Below are 19,375 nucleotides of genomic sequence, written 5' to 3' on the forward strand. Positions count from 1 at the left end.
TGACCTGACGGAGAACCTACGATGAGCACTGAAGGTGCCAACAATGGAAGCCGCTGGCTACCGCGCCTGATCGGCGCGCTGCTGTTGCTGATGGGCCTGGCCCTGCTGGCTGGCGGCATCAAGCTGAGCCAGCTGGGCGGATCGCTTTACTACCTGATCGCCGGAATCGGCTTTGCCCTGTCGGGTATCCTGCTGCTGGCCCAACGCCGCATCGCCCTGGGGCTGTACGGCCTGGTACTGCTGGGCAGCACCGCATGGGCCCTGTTCGAAGTGGGCCTGGACTGGTGGCAACTGGTGCCACGCCTGGCCATCTGGTTTGCCATCGGCGTGGTCCTGCTGCTGCCTTGGGCGCGTCGTCCGCTGGTCGGCCCGGCCAGCAAGGCCAACACTGCGCTGCTCGGCGTTGCAGTGGTAGCATCTGGCGCTTGTGCCCTGGGCAGCCAGTTCACCCACCCCGGTGAAGTGTTTGGCGAACTGGGCCGCGACAGCAGCGAAATGGCCAGCGCCGCCCCGGCCATGCCCGACGGTGAATGGCAGGCCTACGGCCGCACCGAGCACGGCGACCGCTATTCGCCACTGCGCCAGATCACCCCGCAGAACGCTTACCGCCTGGAAGAGGCCTGGCGCATCCGCACCGGTGACCTGCCGACCGAAAACGACCCTGTGGAGCTGACCAACCAGAACACCCCACTGAAGGTCAACGGCATGCTCTATGCCTGCACCGCGCATAGCCGCTTGCTGGCCCTGGACCCGGACACCGGCGCGGAAATCTGGCGCTTTGATCCACAGGTCAAGAGCCCCGTCGGCACCTTCAAAGGCTTTGCCCACATGACCTGCCGTGGCGTTTCGTACTATGACGAAAACCGTTACGTCAGCCGCGACGGCAGCCCGGCACCGAAAATTACCGACGCCGGCCAAGCCGTGGCCCAGGCCTGCCCTCGCCGCCTCTACCTGCCGACTGCGGACGCCCGCCTGATCGCCATCAATGCCGACAACGGCAAGGTCTGCGAAGGCTTCGCCAACCAGGGCGTGATCGACCTCACCACCGGCATCGGCCCGTTCACCGCTGGCGGCTACTACTCCACCTCGCCTGCCGCGATCACCCGCGATCTGGTAATCATCGGTGGCCATGTCACTGACAACGAGTCGACCAACGAGCCATCCGGCGTGATCCGCGCCTACGATGTACACGATGGTCACCTGGTGTGGAACTGGGACAGCAACAACCCGGACGACACCCAGCCACTGGCCCCCGGCAAGATGTACAGCCGCAACTCGGCCAACATGTGGTCGATCGCCAGCGTCGACGAAGACCTCGGCATGATCTACCTGCCACTGGGCAACCAGACCCCGGACCAGTGGGGCGCCGACCGCACCCCGGGCGCCGAGAAGTACAGCGCCGGCGTGGTCGCACTCGACCTGGCCACCGGCAAGGCTCGCTGGAACTATCAGTTCACCCACCACGACCTGTGGGACATGGACGTCGGCAGCCAGCCGACCCTGGTCCACCTGAAGACCGACGATGGCGTGAAGCCGGCAATCATCGTGCCGACCAAGCAAGGCAGCCTGTACGTGCTCGACCGTCGCGACGGTACGCCGATCGTGCCGATCCGCGAGATCCCCACCCCTCAAGGTGCGGTGAAGGGCGACCACACCTCGCCGACCCAGGCCCGCTCCGACCTCAACCTGCTCGGCCCTGAGCTGACCGAACAGGCCATGTGGGGCGCCACGCCGTTCGACCAGATGCTGTGCCGCATCCAGTTCCGCGAACTGCGTTACGAAGGCCAATACACTCCACCGTCCGAGCAAGGCTCGCTGGTCTACCCGGGCAACGTCGGTGTGTTCAACTGGGGGAGCGTGTCGGTCGACCCGGTGCGCCAACTGCTGTTCACCTCGCCCAACTACATGGCCTTCGTGTCGAAGATGATCCCGCGTGAGCAGGTGGCCGAGGGCAGCAAGCGCGAAAGCGAGACCAGCGGCGTGCAGCCGAACACCGGCGCACCGTACGCAGTGACCATGCACCCGTTCATGTCGCCCCTGGGCGTACCGTGCCAGGCCCCGGCCTGGGGCTATGTCGCCGCCATCGACCTGTTCACCAACAAGGTAGTGTGGAAGCACAAGAACGGCACCACCCGCGACAGCACCCCGGTGCCGATCGGCCTGCCGGTTGGCGTGCCGAGCATGGGCGGTTCGATCGTCACCGCTGGTGGCGTCGGCTTCCTCAGCGGTACCCTGGACCAGTACCTGCGCGCCTATGACGTGAACAACGGCAAGGAACTGTGGAAAGCCCGCCTGCCCGCGGGTGGCCAGGCCACGCCGATGACCTACACCGGCAAGGATGGCAAGCAGTACGTGCTGGTGACTGCCGGCGGGCATGGCTCGCTGGGCACCAGGATGGGCGACTACATCATCGCTTACAAACTGGCTGAGTAATCCAGAGATGCGGCAGTGAACCTGCTGCCGCATTCGCGGGTAAACCCGCTCCCACAGGTACGGCGCTGCCCCCAAGTTCGGCGCCGTACCTGTGGGAGCGGGTTTACCCGCGAAGAGGCCGGTACAGGCATCACTCCTCTCTGCACCCTTCAACTACCATTGAAACCCATCCCCCCGCGCCCCATCTAAGCACCATAGTCATTCACGCAGGTGCCCCATGAGCGACCAGCAGGATTTCCCGGAACATCCCGACGAACACAGCGAAGTCGAACACACCACACCCCAGGCCGAAACCGGCCACGCCCTCGCCCTGCCCGGCCAGCAGCTGCCGGACAAGGTCTACGTGATCCCGATCCACAACCGTCCGTTCTTCCCGGCCCAGGTGCTGCCGGTCATCGTCAATGAAGACCCTTGGGCAGAAACCCTGGACTTGGTAGCCAAGTCGCCGGACCACAGCCTGGCCCTGTTCTTCATGGATACCCCGCCAGAAGACCACCGCCACTTCGATACCTCGGCGCTGCCGCAGTACGGCACGCTGGTAAAGGTGCACCACGCCAGCCGCGAAAACGGCAAGCTGCAGTTCGTCGCCCAGGGCCTGACCCGGGTGCGCATCCGTACCTGGCTCAAGCACCACCGCCCGCCGTACCTTGTAGAGGTCGAATACCCGCGCCAGCCCGCCGAGCCGACCGACGAGGTCAAGGCCTATGGCATGGCGCTGATCAACGCGATCAAGGAACTGCTGCCACTCAACCCGCTGTACAGCGAAGAGCTGAAAAACTACCTCAACCGCTTCAGCCCCAACGACCCCTCGCCGCTCACCGACTTCGCCGCCGCCCTCACCTCGGCCACCGGCAACCAGTTGCAGGAAGTGCTCGACTGCGTCCCCATGCTCAAGCGCATGGAAAAGGTCCTGCCGATGCTGCGCAAGGAAGTCGAGGTCGCGCGCCTGCAGAACGAGATCTCGGCCGAAGTCAACCGGCAGATCGGCGAGCACCAGCGCGAGTTCTTCCTCAAGGAACAGCTCAAGGTCATACAGCAGGAGCTGGGCCTGACCAAGGACGACCGCAGCGCCGACCTGGAGCAGTTCGAGCAGCGCCTCGAGGGCAAGACCCTGCCGGACCAGGCGCGCAAGCGCATCGACGAAGAGATGGGCAAGCTGGCCATCCTCGAAACCGGCTCGCCCGAATACGCCGTCACCCGTAACTACCTGGACTGGGCAACCGCCCTGCCCTGGGGTGTGTACGGCAAGGACAAGCTCGACCTCAACCACGCGCGCAAGGTCCTCGACCAGCACCACGCCGGCCTCGATGACATCAAGGAGCGCATTCTCGAGTTCCTTGCCGTGGGCGCCTGGAAAGGCGAGATCAGCGGCTCGATCGTGCTGCTGGTGGGCCCGCCCGGGGTAGGCAAGACCAGCATCGGCAAATCCATCGCCGAATCGCTCGGCCGGCCGTTCTACCGTTTCAGTGTCGGCGGCATGCGTGACGAGGCCGAGATCAAGGGCCATCGCCGCACCTACATCGGCGCCCAGCCCGGCAAGCTGGTGCAGGCCCTGAAGGACGTCGAAGTGATGAACCCGGTGATCATGCTCGACGAGATCGACAAGATGGGCCAGAGCTATCAGGGCGACCCGGCTTCAGCGCTGCTGGAAACCCTGGACCCGGAGCAGAACGTCGACTTCCTCGACCACTACCTCGACCTGCGCCTGGACCTGTCCAAGGTGCTGTTCGTGTGCACCGCCAACACCCTGGACTCGATCCCCGGGCCGTTGCTCGACCGCATGGAAGTGATCCGCCTGTCCGGCTATATCACCGAAGAGAAACTGGCCATCGCCAAGCGCCACCTGTGGCCAAAACAGCTGGAAAAGGCTGGCGTGGCCAAGACCAGCCTCGGCATCAGCGACAGCGCCCTGCGCGCGGTGATCGAAGGCTATGCCCGCGAAGCCGGGGTACGCCAATTGGAGAAACAACTGGGCAAGCTGGTGCGCAAGGCAGTGGTCAAGTTGCTGGACAACCCCGAAGCCAAGCTGAAGATCGGCACCAAAGACCTGGAAACTGCGCTCGGCATGCCCGTGTTCCGCAGCGAGCAGGTGCTGGCCGGCAAAGGCGTGATCACCGGCCTGGCCTGGACCAGCATGGGCGGCGCCACGCTGCCGATCGAAGCCACCCGCATCCACAGCCTCAACCGCGGCTTCAAGCTGACCGGCAAGCTGGGTGAGGTGATGAAAGAGTCGGCCGAAATCGCCTATAGCTACGTCAGCTCCAACCTCAAGCAGTTTGGTGGTGACCCTGGTTTCTTCAACGAAGCGTTCATTCACCTGCACGTGCCCGAAGGCGCCACGCCCAAGGACGGCCCGAGTGCCGGTATCACCATGGCCAGCGCCCTGCTATCGCTGGCCCGTGACCAGGCGCCGAAAAAAGGGGTGGCCATGACTGGCGAGCTGACCCTGACCGGGCAGGTCCTGCCGATTGGCGGTGTGCGCGAGAAGGTGATTGCAGCACGGCGGCAGAAGATCTTCGAGCTGATCTTGCCGGAGCCTAACCGTGGGGACTATGAGGAACTGCCGGACTACCTGCGCGAAGGCCTGACCGTGCATTTCGCCAAGCGCTTCGCCGATGTAGCCAAAGTGCTGTTCTAGCCAGCACCGGCCCCTTCGCGGGTAAACCCGCTCCCACAGGGATAGCGCAGGGCTTGAGCCCAGTGAGATCACTGTGGGAGCGGGTTTACCCGCGAAAGGGCCGGCACAGGCAACACAAATTTCCTCGATCATCGGTTATCCTCAGGCCATCGCCAGCCTCCGGAGCCAACATGACCGCCCCTCGTCTGCTCGTTCCCCTGAGCTTCGCCCTGATTTCCGCCTGCGCTCAACAGCCTACGCAACCCGTCGAACTGGACGCAGAAAGCGAATGCCCGACACGCCTGCAGGTTGGCCAGGTGCTGACACTGACCCTGCCCAGCAACCCATCCACCGGCTATCGCTGGCGCGTCGAAAACCCCGCCGCCAATGTACTGCGCAGCCTTGGCCCGGAGGTGTACAGCGCTCCCGAGGAGGAAGACCTGGTCGGCAATGCCGGTGTCTCCACCTGGCGCTACCAGGCCAGTGGTACCGGCGATGGCCAGTTGGTGCTTGTGTACCAGCAGCCGTGGGCCGCAGATATTGCGCCCGTACAAACCTTCGACTGCAAGATCATCGTCCGCTAAAGGCCGCAGCTCCGTCCCGGGCAACCTGAACGGCCACTTGTTAGGGGCAGAGGCCCCTCGGCGCCCCGCCCCTGAAGCGCTGCCATGGCAAGAATCGCGGCCTTTGGCTAAAATGCGCCTCCGTTTCACCCTGTATCGAGCCCTCCCGTGAGCAAACAACCCGACCGCCTTTTCGCCCAGCCCCTGGAGCAAGTGCCCGACTTCGTCTTCAACGAGGATGTGGTGCGCGTGTTCCCGGACATGATCAAGCGCTCGGTGCCAGGCTACCCGACCATCGTCGAGAACCTCGGCGTGCTGGCCGCGCGCTTCGCCCAGCCGCACACCGCGTTGTACGACCTCGGTGCCTCGTTGGGTGCCGTTACCCAGTCGCTGCGCCGCCATGTGCGCAGTGATGGCTGCCGGGTGATTGCCGTGGACAACTCCGCGGCGATGGTCGAGCGTTGCCGCCAGTACCTCACTGCCCAGGACTCGATGTTCCAGGAACTGCTGCCAGTGCAGGTGCTGGAAGCCGACATCCTGGCCCTGCCATTCGAGCCCGCCTCGGTGGTGGCGATGAACTTCACCCTGCAATTCGTCGCCCCCGACCAGCGTCTGGAACTGCTTGGCCGCATCCGCCAGGCGCTTTTGCCCGGTGGTGCGCTGATCCTCTCGGAAAAACTGCGCTTCGCCGATGCGGAACAGCAGGACCTGCTCAATGAACTGCACCTGGACTTCAAACGTGCCAATGGCTACAGCGAACTGGAAATTGCCCAGAAGCGCAGCGCCATCGAGAACGTGATGAAACCCGACACCCTCGAAGCCCACCAGGCACGCCTGCGTGCAGCCGGTTTCTCGAAGGTGGTGCCCTGGTTCCAATGCCTTAACTTCGCCTCGTTGATTGCCCTGCCATGATCGATCTGTCCCCCCTCGTCCGTCGCCTGGCGGGCACGCCCCTGGCTTCCTGGTCGCAAGGCCTGCAAGCGCAACTGGAAGCCAAGCTGGAGAAGGGTCACGGTGACCTCGACCGCTGGCGCGGTGCGCTGGAGGCCCTGCCCGCCCTACAGCCGAGCGAAGTCGACCTGGTCAACGGGCTGCGCCTGGACTGCGATTGCGACGACGCGACCCGCGCGCAGATGCATCAGGCACTGATGGGCCTGTCGCCTTGGCGCAAAGGCCCCTTCGACCTGTTCGGCGTGCATGTGGACACTGAATGGCGTTCGGACTGGAAATGGTCGCGGGTTGGACCGCACCTGGACCTCAAGGGCAAGCGCGTGCTCGACGTGGGCTGCGGCAACGGCTACTACCAGTGGCGCATGCTCGGTGCCGGTGCCGACATGGTGATTGGCGTCGATCCCAACTGGCTGTTCTTCTGCCAGTTCCAGGCCGTCCAGCAATACCTGCCAGAGCTGCCCGCCTGGCACCTGCCGTTCGCCCTGGAAGACCTGCCGGCCAACCTTGAAGGTTTCGACACGGTATTTTCCATGGGGGTGTTCTATCACCGTCGCTCGCCCATCGAGCACCTGCTGGCGCTGAAGGACTGCCTGGTAAAAGGCGGGGAACTGGTGCTGGAAACCCTGGTGATCGAGGGTGACGAAAACCAGGTACTGGTACCTGAGGACCGCTATGCACAGATGCGCAACGTCTGGTACCTGCCGTCGGTACCGGCCTTGGAGCGCTGGTTGCGCCGCGCCGGTTTCAGCGATGTGCGATGCGTCGACGTGAGCGTGACCAGCGTCGAGGAACAGCGCAGCACCGAGTGGATGCGCTACCAGTCGTTGGGCGATTTCCTTGACCCGAACGACCACAGCAAGACCATCGAAGGCCTGCCGGCTCCACGCCGCGCCACCCTGCTGGCACGCAAATGAAAAAGGCGCCCGGTTGGGCGCCTGAATATACCTGCGCCGAGGAGCTGTCGCGGCGCAGGTGGTGTTACCTCAATCCTTGGCCAACTCGCGGGCCTTCTCCTGTGCCTTGCGCTCACGCTCTGCGACGGCCTGTTGCTTGTCGTCGTACAGGCGCTGCTGGTCTTCGCGGAACGCTTGCCAGAATTGTTTCGAACGTTCCGCACCGCCCTCGGCGTGAACACTGGCGCTGCCCAGGGCAAGGGTGGCCAACAGCAGGAATTTGGTCAGGTTCATCGTGGTTGCCTCGTGATAACCGATCAGACAGGGCCATCCTAGCGAGGGCCAGCTAACGGCAAGGTGAGGCGGGGATTACAGTCTTGCAATGTGGCCCTGTGTTGTCTGTGCTGGCCCCTTCGCGGGTAAACCCGCTCCCACAGGAACTGCAGGGATTTCAGCGTCTGTGAAAATCCTGTGGGAGCGGGTTTACCCGCGAAAGGGCCACAACAGACAGCCAGATAACAGCAGGATTACAAATCCGTTATCTGCGCCGCGCGCCTTTTCGCATGCCGTACCATCCTGCGCCTTGACCCTGATGCCACTACAGGGTCGAGAATCGCCCCCTTTCATCACACCGAGCCCATCCATGCGTCTACTGATCATCGAGGACGAACTGCGCACCGCCGACTACCTGCAGCAGGGCCTGCGCGAGAACGGCTACGTGGTCGACTGCGCCCACACCGGCACCGATGGCCTGCACCTGGCCCGCCAGCAGCCCTACGACCTGGTCATCCTCGACGTCAACCTGCCCGAGCTCGATGGCTGGACCGTGCTGCAGCGGCTGCGCGCCGAATCGGCCACGCGCATCATGATGCTGACCGCCCATGGCCGCCTGGCCGACCGGGTCAAGGGCCTGGACCTGGGTGCCGACGATTACCTGCTCAAGCCCTTCGAGTTTCCGGAACTGCTCGCCCGTATCCGCAGCCTGCTGCGCCGCAACGACCAGCAACTGCAGCCCAGCACCCTGCGCGTTGCAGATCTGGAGCTGGACCCCGGCCGCCACCGTGCCTACCGCGCCGGGCAGCGTATCGACCTGACCGCCAAGGAATTCGCCCTGCTGCACCTGCTGATGCGTCAGACCGGCGAGGTGCTGTCGCGCACCCAGATCATCTCGCTGGTGTGGGACATGAATTTCGACTGCGACACCAATGTGGTCGAGGTTTCGATCCGGCGCCTGCGGGCCAAGATCGACGACCCGTTCGACAACAAGCTGATCCATACCCTGCGTGGCGTCGGCTACGTGCTCGAGGCACGCTTTTGAAAAACGCCAGCCTGTCACTGCGACTGGGCCTGAGCGTGACGCTGATGGGCGCCGCACTGGTACTGCTGCTGGCCTGCCTGGCCGTGTTCGCCCTCGATCACGAACTGGACAGCCGCGCACGCAAGGACCTGGCGCGCAAGATGCTGCAGGTCGAGCACAACCTGCGCGTCGACCTGCGTAGCGAAGACCTGGGCAGCCGCGCCCATCCCTTGCTCGACCTGGTGATGGGGCATGACAACCTCAGCCTCAGCGTGCTGGCCCTCGAAGGCCGCCATCCGCACCTGCTCAGCCTGGGGCCAGCGCTGGAATCACAGGTAGGCGATCTGCGCACCGATGCCCGTCTGGCCTTTCATGCGTGGCGCGACAGCAATGGCAACCAGATACTCACCGTGACCCAGCTGATGCGCCTGCGCGACGACACCCCGGTCAAGGTGATGATGTCGCTCAACCGCGCCGACGACAACGCCCTGCTGCAGGCCTACCTGCACTCCACCTTGCTCGCGCTGCCGTTGCTGCTGTTGCTGATCGGGGCCGGTGCCTGGTGGCTGATGCAGCGCGGCCTGAGGCCACTGCGGCACTTCCGGCGCATCGCCGGGCGGGTGTCGGCCCAGGACCTGCAACATCGCCTTCCCGCTACCGGCCTGCCGCTGGAACTGGCAGAGCTGGCCAGCAGCATCAACGTGATGCTCGACCGCCTCGATCAGGGCGTCAGCCAGCTGTCGCAGTTTTCCGATGATCTGGCCCATGAACTGCGCACACCATTGAGCAACCTGATGGGCAAGGCGCAAGTGACGCTGGCCCGCGAACGGGACAACGCGATTTACCGCGAAGTGCTGGAAGACAGCATCGAAGAACTGACTCGGCTCAACCGCATCATCAATGACATGCTGTTTCTCGCCCAGGTCAGCCAACCCCAGGCCCAGGTCGCGCTCAAGCCCATGGCATTGGCCGACGAGACGGCGCGGGTTGTCGAGCTGTTTGCGTTCAGTGCCGAGCTGAAAGGGGTTGAGTTGCGTGTGCAAGGCTGGGGGACGGCGCAGGGTGATCGGCTGATGTTTCAGCGGGCACTGTCGAACCTGTTGAGCAATGCCATTCGGCACTGCCCGGATGGCAAGCCTGTGGAACTACGTATCGAGCGCGTGGGCAGCGAAGTTCGGCTTTCGGTGGAAAACCAGGGGCCTGGTATTGCTGAAGAACACCAGTCGCGCTTGTTCGAGCGATTTTACCGGGTGGGCTCGGGGCGCTCGCGGCTGGAGGGAGGGACCGGGTTGGGGCTGGCGATCGTGAAATCGATCATGCAGTTGCATGGCGGGCGGGTCGAGGTCAGCAGCAGGCCCTTGGGGCCTACCCGGTTTACCCTTGTGTTTCCTGCCGAGTAATACATCGCTTGTGCCGGCCTCTTCGCGGGTAAACCCGCTCCCACAGAAATTGCACAAGCCTCAAGGCCTGTGGGGTACCTGTGGGAGCGGGTTTACCCGCGAATAGGCCGGTACAGGCGACCAACGATTAGCGCGAAGCCGCCACGATCAGCGCCTTCATCTCGGCCACAGCGGCCTTGAAGCCGACGAACAGCGCATGCGCCACCAGCGCATGACCGATGTTCAGCTCATTGATGCCCTTGATCGCCGCCACCGCCTCCACGTTGTGGTAGTGCAGCCCGTGGCCAGCATTGACGATCAACCCCTGCCCCACGCCAAACGCCACGCCATCGACGATACGCTTGAGTTCTTCGGCCACTTCGGTCGGCGTTTCGGCATCGGCGTAACGCCCGGTGTGCAGTTCGATGGCAGGCGCGCCAACGCGACGCGAAGCCTCGATCTGCCGCTCGTCGGCATCGATGAACAGCGACACTTCGGCACCGGTACGCGACAGGCGCTCAACCGCAGCCTTGATCCGTGCTTCCTGGCCCGCCACGTCCAGGCCGCCTTCGGTGGTCAGCTCCTGACGGGTTTCGGGTACCAGGCAGATGTGCGCCGGGCGGATCTTCTCGGCAAAGGCCATCATCTCTTCGGTGACGCCCATCTCGAAGTTCATGCGCGTCTGCAGCACGTCCTTGAGCAGCACCACGTCACGCTCCTGGATGTGCCGGCGGTCTTCACGCAGGTGCACGGTGATGCCATCGGCGCCTGCTTCCTCGGCATCCAGGGCAGCCTTGACCGGATCAGGGTAACGCGTGCCCCGGGCCTGGCGCAGGGTCGCCACGTGGTCGATGTTTACGCCGAGAAGCATGCGGTTGCTGTGAGTCACGAAAGGCTCTCCTGAAGATTGAGCCCCACAGCATACGTCGTGATCAGCGCTTGCGAAACAGTTCGCGGCTGACCAGTGGTTTTGCCCCCAGGTGAACCGCCAGTGCCTGGCGCATCAGGCGCTTGGCGGCGAGCAAGGCACCTGGGGCATCCCAGTCGGCTTCGGCCAGGGCCAGCAGTTCGGTGCCGCGGAACAGCCCGGGTTGCACCAGCTCGACCCGCTCCAGGCCGGCATCCACACGCAAGCGGTACAGGCCTTCACCCGCGATCGGCTGGTCATTGACGTCGTGGTGCAACGAAAACGCATAACCGAGTTCGTCCAGCAGCCGCCATTCAAAGGAGCGCAGCAGCGGCTCCAGCGGGCGACCGGCGGCCAAGGCCTGCAAGGTCAGGGTGTAGTGCTCGAACAGCGCCGGGAAAGGCGCTTCGGCGGGCAGCAGGCGCATGAGCAGTTCGTTGAGGTACAACCCGCTGAACAGGGCATCGCCATGCAGCCAGGCGGCGATGCCAGCGCTGTCCATGCGCCCGACATTCTTCAGCTCGCCACGCCCGCGCAGCTCCAGTTCCAGCGGCACGAACGGCCGCACCAGGCTGCCACCCTTGCCACGCGCACGGCGCAGCACGGCACGCATGCGGCCCTGCGGGGTAAAGAAGTCCACCAGCGCGCTGGTTTCCTTGTAGGCGCGGCTGTGCAGCACGTAGGCTGGCTGGCCGACAGGTTGTTCCATAAACGTTCTCTAAATGCCCCAGGCAACTGTGGGAGCGGGTTTACCCGCGAATGCGATGGTGAACCCACTGACGCATTCGCGGGTAAACCCGCTCCCACAGAGTAACCTGAGCCGTCAGGCGAATTTACAGGTCGCCGTAGCCCAGCGAGCGCAGGGCGCGCTCGTCATCGGACCAGCCGCCTTTCACCTTGACCCACAGGTTGAGCATGACCTTGGAGTCGAACAGCACCTCCATGTCCTTGCGCGCCTCGGAGCCGATGCGCTTGATGCGCTCGCCCTTGTCGCCAATGATGATCTTCTTCTGGCCATCGCGCTCGACCAGGATCAGCGCGTGGATGTGCAGCACGTGGCCCTGCTGCTTGAATTCTTCAATTTCCACGGTGATCTGGTACGGCAATTCCGCACCCAGCTGGCGCATGATCTTTTCGCGCACCAGTTCGGCGGCCAGGAAGCGGCTGCTGCGGTCGGTGATCTGATCTTCGGGGAAGAAGTGTTCGTTCTCGGGCAGGTGCTTGGCGATCTGTGCTTCCAGCGCCTGCAGGTTGTGCCCCTGCTGCGCGGAGATAGGCATTACTTCGGCGTTCGGCAACTGCTCCTGGAGCCATTGCAGGTGCGGGATCAGTTCGGCCTTCTCTTCCATGCGGTCGGTCTTGTTGACCGCGATGATCAGTGGGCCCGTCACGTACTGCACGCGCTCCAGCACCAGTTGGTCCTCGTCGGTCCATTTGGTGCGGTCGACCACGAAGATCACCACGTCGACGTCCTTCAGGGCCGCCGAGGCATTGCGGTTCATGTAGCGGTTCAAGGCCTTGTCATTGGCCTTGTGCATACCGGGGGTATCGACGTAGATCGCCTGCACGTCACCCTCGGTCTTGATGCCGAGCATGTTGTGGCGGGTGGTCTGCGGCTTGCGCGAGGTGATCGCCAGCTTCTGGCCGAGGATGTGGTTGAGCAGGGTCGACTTGCCCACGTTCGGGCGGCCGACAATGGCCACATAGCCGCAGCGGGTCGGGTTGCTATCAGTCATTGCCATTCTCCACGCCCAGGGCGATCAGTGCAGACGCGGCGGCGACTTGCTCGGCGATACGCCGGCTAACGCCCTGGCCACGGCTCTTGTTGTTCAGCAGCACCACTTCGCATTCGACGAAGAAGGTCCGGCAATGCGGTTCGCCCTGGATATCCACCACTTCGTAACGCGGCAGCTCACAGCTGCGCGACTGCAGGAACTCCTGCAGGCGGGTTTTCGGGTCCTTGTTGGTATCGACCAGGGTCAGGCCTTCGAATTCATCGGCCAGCCAGGCCAGCACGCGCTCCCGGGCCGTTTCCATGTCGGCGTCCAGGTAGATGGCGCCAATCAGCGCCTCCAGGGCGTCGGCCAGGATCGACTCGCGGCGGAAACCACCGCTCTTGAGCTCACCCGAGCCCAGGCGCAGGTGATCGCCCAGGTCGAAACCACGGGCCAGGCGGGCCAGGGTCTCACCCTTGACCAGCCGCGCGCGCAGGCGCGACAGCTGGCCTTCGCGGGCCTGCGGGAAGCGCTCGAACAGCGCTTCGCCGGCGACGAAGTTGAGAATGGCGTCACCGAGAAACTCCAGGCGCTCATTGTTGCGCCCGGCGTAGCTGCGATGGGTCAGTGCCAGGAGCATCTGGTCCTGGTTCTTGAAGGTATAACCGAGCTTTCGCTCCAGACGGGCAAGGGGAGCACTCATGCAGCCACCCGTTCGTTGTTCAACGCGTTGTTCAAATCAACATCCTGAAAGACTGTTTGGCTGTGGCCCGCCGCGATGTGCGACGAATCTCCCGATCCCTGAGAACACGGCCTATGTCAGAAATGCATTCGGCGCTGCCTGCAGGCCAGCGCCGATGGGTATCAATGGATCAGACCGACCCGCGACAGGTTGGGCAGGTGGCTGAGCTTGGGCTCTGGCCAGCTCATCCACACCGCGAAGGCCTTGCCGACGATGTTCCGGTCGGGAACCATGCCGTGCAGTTCCTTCGGGATGTTCGGGTCATCCCAGTAACGGCTGTCGTTGGAGTTGTCGCGGTTGTCGCCCATCATGAAGTAATGGCCTGCCGGCACGGTCCATTGCTGGTCCGGCGGCATGCGATAACGGCTCATTTCCTTGCGAATCAGGTGTTCGGCCTCGCCGAGCTTTTCCTTGTACAGCTCGGCGCTGCCCAAAGTGCCCGGCTCGGTGCCCACCAGTTGTTCGGCAATCGGCTGGCCGTTGACGAACAACCGCTTGTCGCTGGTGTAGCGCACCTGGTCGCCCGGCAGGCCGACCACACGCTTGATGTAGTTGACGTTAGGGTCGCTCGGGTAGCGGAACACCATCACATCACCGCGTTGCGGGTCACCCACCTCGATGACCTTCTTGTCGATCACCGGCAGGCGAATGCCGTACGAGAACTTGTTCACCAGGATGAAGTCGCCCACTTCCAGGGTCGGTTTCATCGACCCCGAAGGGATCTGGAACGGCTCGACCAGGAACGAACGCAGCACCAGCACGATGAACAGCACCGGGAAGAACGACTTGCCGTACTCGACCAGCAACGGCTCCTTGCCCAGGCGTTCGACCACCGCCATCTCGGGCTGGCTGACGCTGCCCTGGTAGTTGGCGATTGCCGCACGCCGGCGCGGGGCCAGGAACAGCAGGTCGATCAAGCCCAGCAGGCCGCAGACGAAGACGGCGATGACTAGCAACAGCGGGAAATTTAGCGACATAGGACCTAGCTATCCAACCTGAGCACGGCGAGGAAGGCTTCCTGTGGAATTTCCACGTTACCCACCTGTTTCATGCGTTTCTTACCGGCCTTCTGCTTCTCCAGCAGCTTCTTCTTACGGCTGACGTCGCCACCGTAGCACTTGGCCAGTACGTTCTTTCTGAGCGCCTTGACGGTTGTCCGCGCAATGATCTGGCCGCCGATAGCTGCCTGGATCGCCACGTCGAACATCTGCCGAGGGATCAGTTCCTTCATCTTTTCGGTCAACGCACGGCCCTTGTAGGCCGCGTTGTCGCGGTGCACGATCAATGCCAAGGCATCGACCTTGTCGCCGTTGATCAGTACGTCCAGCTTGACCAGATTGGCCGACTGGTAGCGATCGAAATGATAGTCCAGCGAAGCATAGCCGCGGCTGGTGGACTTGAGGCGGTCGAAGAAGTCCAGCACCACTTCGTTCATCGGCAGGTCGTAGCGCACCTGCACCTGGCTACCGAGGAACTGCATGTCGCGCTGCACGCCACGCTTCTCGATGCACAGGGTGATGACGTTGCCCAGGTGCTCCTGCGGCACCAGGATGGTGGCGGTGACGATCGGCTCGCGGAAATCGGCGACCGCCGAGACGTCCGGCAGCTTCGACGGGTTGTCGACGGTGATGGTCTCGCCGGTTTTCAGTTCCAGCTCATAGATCACGCTTGGCGCGGTGGTGATCAGGTCCAGGTCGTATTCGCGCTCCAGGCGCTCTTGGATGATCTCCATGTGCAGCATGCCGAGGAAGCCGCAACGGAAGCCGAAGCCCAGGGCGTCGGAGCTTTCCGGCATGTATTGCAGCGACGAATCGTTCAGGGTCAGCTTCTGCAGTGCATCGCGGAAGTCCTCGAAGTCGTCGGAGCTGACCGGGAACAGGCCGGCGTAGACCTGCGGCTGAATCTTCTTGAATCCTGGCAGCACTTCGACCTCAGGGGTCGCGGACAGGGTCAGGGTGTCACCGACCGGGGCACCGTGAATGTCCTTGATGCTGGCGATGATGAAGCCCACTTCGCCGGCCTTCAGGTCGGCGGTCTGGGTGTGCTTCGGGGTAAACACGCCCACGCTGTCGACCAGGTGCACCTTGCCGGTGGACTTGACCAGGATCTTGTCGCCTTTCTTGACGCGGCCGTGGCGCACGCGCACCAGCGAGACCACGCCGAGGTAGTTGTCGAACCAGGAGTCGATGATCAGCGCCTGCAGCGGCGCCTCGATATCGCCTTCCGGCGCGGGAATGGTCTGCACCAGGCGCTCGAGCACCTCGTCCACGCCCATGCCGCTCTTGGCACTGCAGGCCACGGCGTCGGTGGCGTCGATGCCGATGATCTTCTCGATCTCGTCCTTGACGCGATCCGGATCGGCCTGGGGCAGGTCCATCTTGTTCAGTACCGGCATGACCTCAAGGCCCTGCTCGATGGCGGTATAGCAGTTGGCCACGGACTGGGCCTCAACGCCCTGGCCGGCATCCACCACCAGCAGTGCGCCCTCACAGGCCGCCAGCGAACGCGAGACTTCGTAGGTGAAGTCGACGTGGCCAGGAGTATCGATGAAGTTCAGCTGGTAGACCTTGCCGTCCTGCGCCTTGTAGTTGAGCGTGACGCTGTGGGCCTTGATGGTGATACCGCGCTCACGCTCCAGGTCCATGGAATCGAGCACCTGGGCTTCCATCTCGCGTGCCGACAGGCCACCGCACATCTGGATGAAACGGTCGGCCAGCGTCGACTTGCCATGGTCGATGTGGGCGATGATGGAGAAATTGCGGATATGACTCAAATCACTCACGGGTCAACACTCGAAAAGGCTGCGAGCCGGACGCCCGCCGAAAAATAGCCGGGAATTGTACCTTAAGCCGCAGCAGGCCGCCACGCCATCCAGCCGTTGGTGAACATGGTTGCCTGACAGAGGTGCTACCTGACATTTCTGCCAGTACTCACCGCATCAGGAGTCGACCATCCTTGCCAATCTCTCGACCAAGGTGACCAGCATGCCCGAACAACACATGACACCGGGGGATTACGACCCTGCATTTGGAATGAATGGCAGGGCCGAGCTCCCTTCGTTCCATGGCGCTTCAATAGGCCGAAACCTGACTGGCATGGCGCTACAAGGGAGCAGCCTGCTTGTCAGCGCGCTTGCCTTTGACTCCTCCGGGGGGCGTCATTTTGCCCTGACCCGCTTTACCGCAAACGGTTCAGTTGACAACGACTTTGCACAGGGCGGCGTGATCGTTGGCCGTTACGTGATTGACGAGCATGCATCGACTGAAGCGCTAACGGTACTGGCTGACCAACGCTTCACAGTGCTGGGATGGAGTGCCCCTACCTCGAACCTGCTGGCAAAGCCCAGGCTCACCTGTTACGACCGCGATGGCCGAGGAGGTGAACACCAGCTCCTGAGCGTGCCGCCGGATATGGGCATGGTGATTGGTAGCGGTCGCCTTACAAGCGATGGGCCATACCTCATGGTTTCCCTGAACCTCCAAAAGGCTCAAGGCGCGCGTGCCACGATGGCCAGGGTGTACCTGCGGGAACACTCCGGCCAGCCAGCAGCAGGGCTTCAGGAATTCATCGATATTCTGCCGGACGCAGGCCAAATTGCTGTCGCCGGAATCGTTCAGTTGCCTGACGGGTTCGTGGTCAGCGGAACCCGCTCGCAGCAGGGGCAGCCCGCAGAAAGCTTTCTCGCTCGCTACCGTCACGACGGCGAGCTGGATTCAGCCTTCGGTGAAGGCGGCACAGTGTATTTCCGGGCTGAGGGTTTCGCTACCGAACTCAACGCGCTGCTAGCCAGGCCGGAAGGACAGCTGCTGGTCGCCGGTAAAGCGACAAACGGAGACAATTCATCACAAGCACTGCTCTGGCAGTTCGATGCCAGTGGCGCGAAGGACCCGACATTTAACGGCGGTGCACCGATCCTGGACGACTCAGGCTTTACAGATTGGCGTGCAGTGGCCATCGATGGGCAACATCGGCTGTTTGCGTTCGGCCTGGGCAGGAGCCTGGAAAACCGTCGCTATCTTGCGGATGGCTCCATTGATATATCCTTCCGACCGATCAATGATCTTGTCGGCATACCCGATGCCATGACTTGCCTGGACAACGGGCAGCGCACTGTGATCGGTTTCAACTCAACCGCAGTTGCTGGATACCTCGGCACGTTGATGTCCGTTTTCAACTGAGCCCCCCTGAATGACAAAGCCCGGCGCTCACGCACCGGGCTTGTCAAGCCGGACAATGCCTGCGAAGGCAACTACAGCTTATTCAGCCAGCTTGAAGGTAATGAAGCTGGCACGGCCCTGACGCAGCACACGCATCGACACCGAACGGTTCTTCGGCAGTTCCTTGGCGATTTCGGTGAATTCCTTGGCCGAACCGATAGCCTGGTTGTTCAGGTGACTGATCACATCACCCGGGCGCAGGCCGATCATCGCGGCCGGGCCATCCTGAACTTCCTTGATGACCACACCACCCTTGAGTTCGAGGGCTTTCTTCTGTTCGGCGGTCAGGTCGGCAACCGAGACGCCCAGGCGGTTGCTGCTACGCTCGGCGCTGCCTTCGGCGCCGGTACCGATGTCGGCATCTTCGTCGGGCAGTGCGCCAACGCTGATGTCGAGGCTCTGGCGCTTGCCGTTGCGGATGATCTCCAGCTTGGCCTTTTCGCCATCCTTGAGACTGCCGACCAGATGCGGCAGGTCGGCCGACATGATGATCGGCTGGCCGTTCATGCTCAGGATCACGTCACCCACCTGCAGGCCGCCCTTGGCTGCAGGGCCGTTTTCCAGCACCTGTGCCACCAGGGCACCCGCCGGCTTGTCCAGGCCGAACGATTCAGCCAGGTCCTTGTTGACCTCCTGGATCACCACGCCCAGCCAGCCGCGGCTGACCTTGCCGTCTTTCTTCAGCTGATTGGAGACATCGATCGCCACATCGATCGGGATGGCGAACGAAAGGCCCATGAAACCACCGGAACGGGTGAATATCTGCGAGTTGATACCCACTACTTCGCCATTCATGTTGAACAGCGGGCCGCCGGAGTTGCCGGGGTTGATGGCCACGTCCGTCTGGATGAACGGTACGTAGGTGTCATTGGGCAGGGTACGGCCCTTGGCACTGACGATACCTTTGGTCACCGAATGGTCAAAGCCGAACGGCGAACCGATGGCCAGCACCCACTCGCCCACCTTGAGCTTCTCGGAATCTCCCAGCTTGACGGTCGGCAGGTTCTTGCCCTCTACCTTGAGCAGGGCCACGTCGGTGCGCGGGTCGGTGCCGACCAGTTTGGCCTGCAGCTCGCTGCGGTCCGACAGGCGGACGATGATCTCGTCGGCATCGGCTACCACGTGGTTGTTGGTCAGTACGTAGCCATCACTGGAAATGATGAAGCCCGAACCCAGCGACTGGGCCTCGCGCTGGCGGTCGCCACGCGGTGAGCGCGGTTGCTGCGGCATGTTGCGCTCGAAGAACTCGCGGAACATCGGCGGCAGGCCTTCCAGGTCGGGCATCTGCCCGGCGGCCATGCGGCGGTCCGGCAGTTTCTGCTTGGTACTGATGTTGACCACGGCTGGCGAGGCCTGCTCGACCAGGGTAGTGAAGTCCGGCAGGGCTTCCTCGGCCTGGGCGCTGAGCACCTGGCCGAGCATCAGCACGGCGGCGAACATCGATAGGTAGGATTTCAAGCGTGGTATTGACATACGGCTCCCGTCACAACGAGCGGTAGTTTAGAAAGGCCCCTGCACAAAACAGGAAAGGCCAGGCTCCTAGAAGCCTGACCTATAGAAAATTTGCCGATGGATTGCAAATGACAATGCTTTAATTTCATTTCAGCGGCATGTCCGCACGCCTTGGCATGGCCTGCACGCCATGCCCGCAAATGCACGCC

General features: G+C 63.0%; 16 protein-coding genes. 8 read left to right on the forward strand and 8 right to left on the reverse strand.

The window, feature by feature from the left end; genetic code table 11:
* Window positions 1-21: 21 nt before the first annotated feature.
* From QN085_RS20425 to cmoB, 5 genes are all read left to right on the forward strand, one after another.
* A complete protein-coding gene (locus tag QN085_RS20425) occupies window positions 22-2,433 on the forward strand; it encodes a glucose/quinate/shikimate family membrane-bound PQQ-dependent dehydrogenase (RefSeq protein WP_013973985.1) in 2,412 nt (803 codons plus the stop codon).
* 217 nt (window positions 2,434-2,650) lie between these two features.
* Window positions 2,651-5,071 (forward strand): endopeptidase La, encoded by a 2,421-nt coding sequence (gene lon, locus QN085_RS20430; RefSeq protein ID WP_013973986.1) that lies wholly within the window; start codon window positions 2,651-2,653, stop codon window positions 5,069-5,071.
* Window positions 5,072-5,241: 170 nt separating this feature from the next.
* Complete coding sequence (locus QN085_RS20435; RefSeq protein WP_013973987.1) at window positions 5,242-5,634, forward strand: protease inhibitor I42 family protein; 393 nt, start codon at window positions 5,242-5,244, stop codon at window positions 5,632-5,634.
* 147 nt (window positions 5,635-5,781) lie between these two features.
* Window positions 5,782-6,525: a carboxy-S-adenosyl-L-methionine synthase CmoA gene (gene cmoA, locus QN085_RS20440; protein ID WP_013973988.1), complete on the forward strand. Its 744-nt coding sequence runs from the start codon at window positions 5,782-5,784 to the stop codon at window positions 6,523-6,525.
* Window positions 6,522-7,478: a tRNA 5-methoxyuridine(34)/uridine 5-oxyacetic acid(34) synthase CmoB gene (gene cmoB, locus QN085_RS20445; protein WP_013973989.1), complete on the forward strand. Its 957-nt coding sequence runs from the start codon at window positions 6,522-6,524 to the stop codon at window positions 7,476-7,478. The genes cmoA and cmoB overlap by 4 nt, the downstream gene beginning before the upstream one ends.
* 69 nt (window positions 7,479-7,547) lie before the next feature.
* On the opposite strand, the gene QN085_RS20450 is transcribed toward cmoB, so the two are convergent.
* Entirely contained in the window at window positions 7,548-7,751 is a 204-nt protein-coding gene (locus QN085_RS20450) for a hypothetical protein (RefSeq protein ID WP_013973990.1), read from the reverse strand.
* Window positions 7,752-8,100: 349 nt separating this feature from the next.
* On the opposite strand from QN085_RS20450, the gene QN085_RS20455 reads away from it, so the two are divergent.
* Together QN085_RS20455 and QN085_RS20460 are read left to right on the forward strand one after the other, a co-directional pair.
* The gene (locus tag QN085_RS20455) at window positions 8,101-8,775 is read left to right on the forward strand and encodes a heavy metal response regulator transcription factor (RefSeq protein ID WP_003258489.1); all 675 of its coding nucleotides are present in this window, start codon (window positions 8,101-8,103) and stop codon (window positions 8,773-8,775) included.
* The gene (locus QN085_RS20460; protein WP_023661219.1) at window positions 8,772-10,154 is read left to right on the forward strand and encodes a heavy metal sensor histidine kinase; all 1,383 of its coding nucleotides are present in this window, start codon (window positions 8,772-8,774) and stop codon (window positions 10,152-10,154) included. The genes QN085_RS20455 and QN085_RS20460 overlap by 4 nt, the downstream gene beginning before the upstream one ends.
* Window positions 10,155-10,281: 127 nt before the next feature.
* On the opposite strand, the gene pdxJ is transcribed toward QN085_RS20460, so the two are convergent.
* The 6 genes from pdxJ to lepA form a co-directional block, all read right to left on the reverse strand.
* Entirely contained in the window at window positions 10,282-11,004 is a 723-nt protein-coding gene (gene pdxJ, locus QN085_RS20465) for a pyridoxine 5'-phosphate synthase (RefSeq protein ID WP_153670549.1), read from the reverse strand.
* 61 nt (window positions 11,005-11,065) lie between these two features.
* Window positions 11,066-11,749: a DNA repair protein RecO gene (gene recO / locus QN085_RS20470; protein WP_013973993.1), complete on the reverse strand. Its 684-nt coding sequence runs from the start codon at window positions 11,747-11,749 to the stop codon at window positions 11,066-11,068.
* 124 nt (window positions 11,750-11,873) lie between these two features.
* The gene (era, locus tag QN085_RS20475; protein WP_015271595.1) at window positions 11,874-12,776 is read right to left on the reverse strand and encodes a GTPase Era; all 903 of its coding nucleotides are present in this window, start codon (window positions 12,774-12,776) and stop codon (window positions 11,874-11,876) included.
* Window positions 12,769-13,458 (reverse strand): ribonuclease III, encoded by a 690-nt coding sequence (rnc, locus tag QN085_RS20480; protein WP_003258487.1) that lies wholly within the window; start codon window positions 13,456-13,458, stop codon window positions 12,769-12,771. The genes era and rnc overlap by 8 nt, the downstream gene beginning before the upstream one ends.
* Before the next feature lie 161 nt (window positions 13,459-13,619).
* The gene (gene lepB / locus QN085_RS20485) at window positions 13,620-14,474 is read right to left on the reverse strand and encodes a signal peptidase I (protein ID WP_003258486.1); all 855 of its coding nucleotides are present in this window, start codon (window positions 14,472-14,474) and stop codon (window positions 13,620-13,622) included.
* Window positions 14,475-14,479: 5 nt separating this feature from the next.
* Window positions 14,480-16,279, reverse strand: a complete 1,800-nt coding sequence (gene lepA / locus QN085_RS20490) for a translation elongation factor 4 (RefSeq protein ID WP_013973995.1) — start codon at window positions 16,277-16,279, stop codon at window positions 14,480-14,482.
* A 202-nt stretch (window positions 16,280-16,481) separates the two neighbouring features.
* Here lepA and QN085_RS20495 point away from each other — a divergent pair, with 202 nt between their 5' ends.
* Entirely contained in the window at window positions 16,482-17,675 is a 1,194-nt protein-coding gene (locus QN085_RS20495) for a hypothetical protein (protein ID WP_023661217.1), read from the forward strand.
* Between the two features lie 78 nt (window positions 17,676-17,753).
* On the opposite strand, the gene QN085_RS20500 is transcribed toward QN085_RS20495, so the two are convergent.
* Window positions 17,754-19,154, reverse strand: a complete 1,401-nt coding sequence (locus QN085_RS20500; protein WP_023661216.1) for a DegQ family serine endoprotease — start codon at window positions 19,152-19,154, stop codon at window positions 17,754-17,756.
* Window positions 19,155-19,375: the final 221 nt, after the last annotated feature.

The organism is Pseudomonas sp. M2(2023) (assembly GCF_030263955.1).
In the GTDB taxonomy this organism is placed as follows: Bacteria; Pseudomonadota; Gammaproteobacteria; order Pseudomonadales; family Pseudomonadaceae; genus Aquipseudomonas; species Aquipseudomonas asiatica.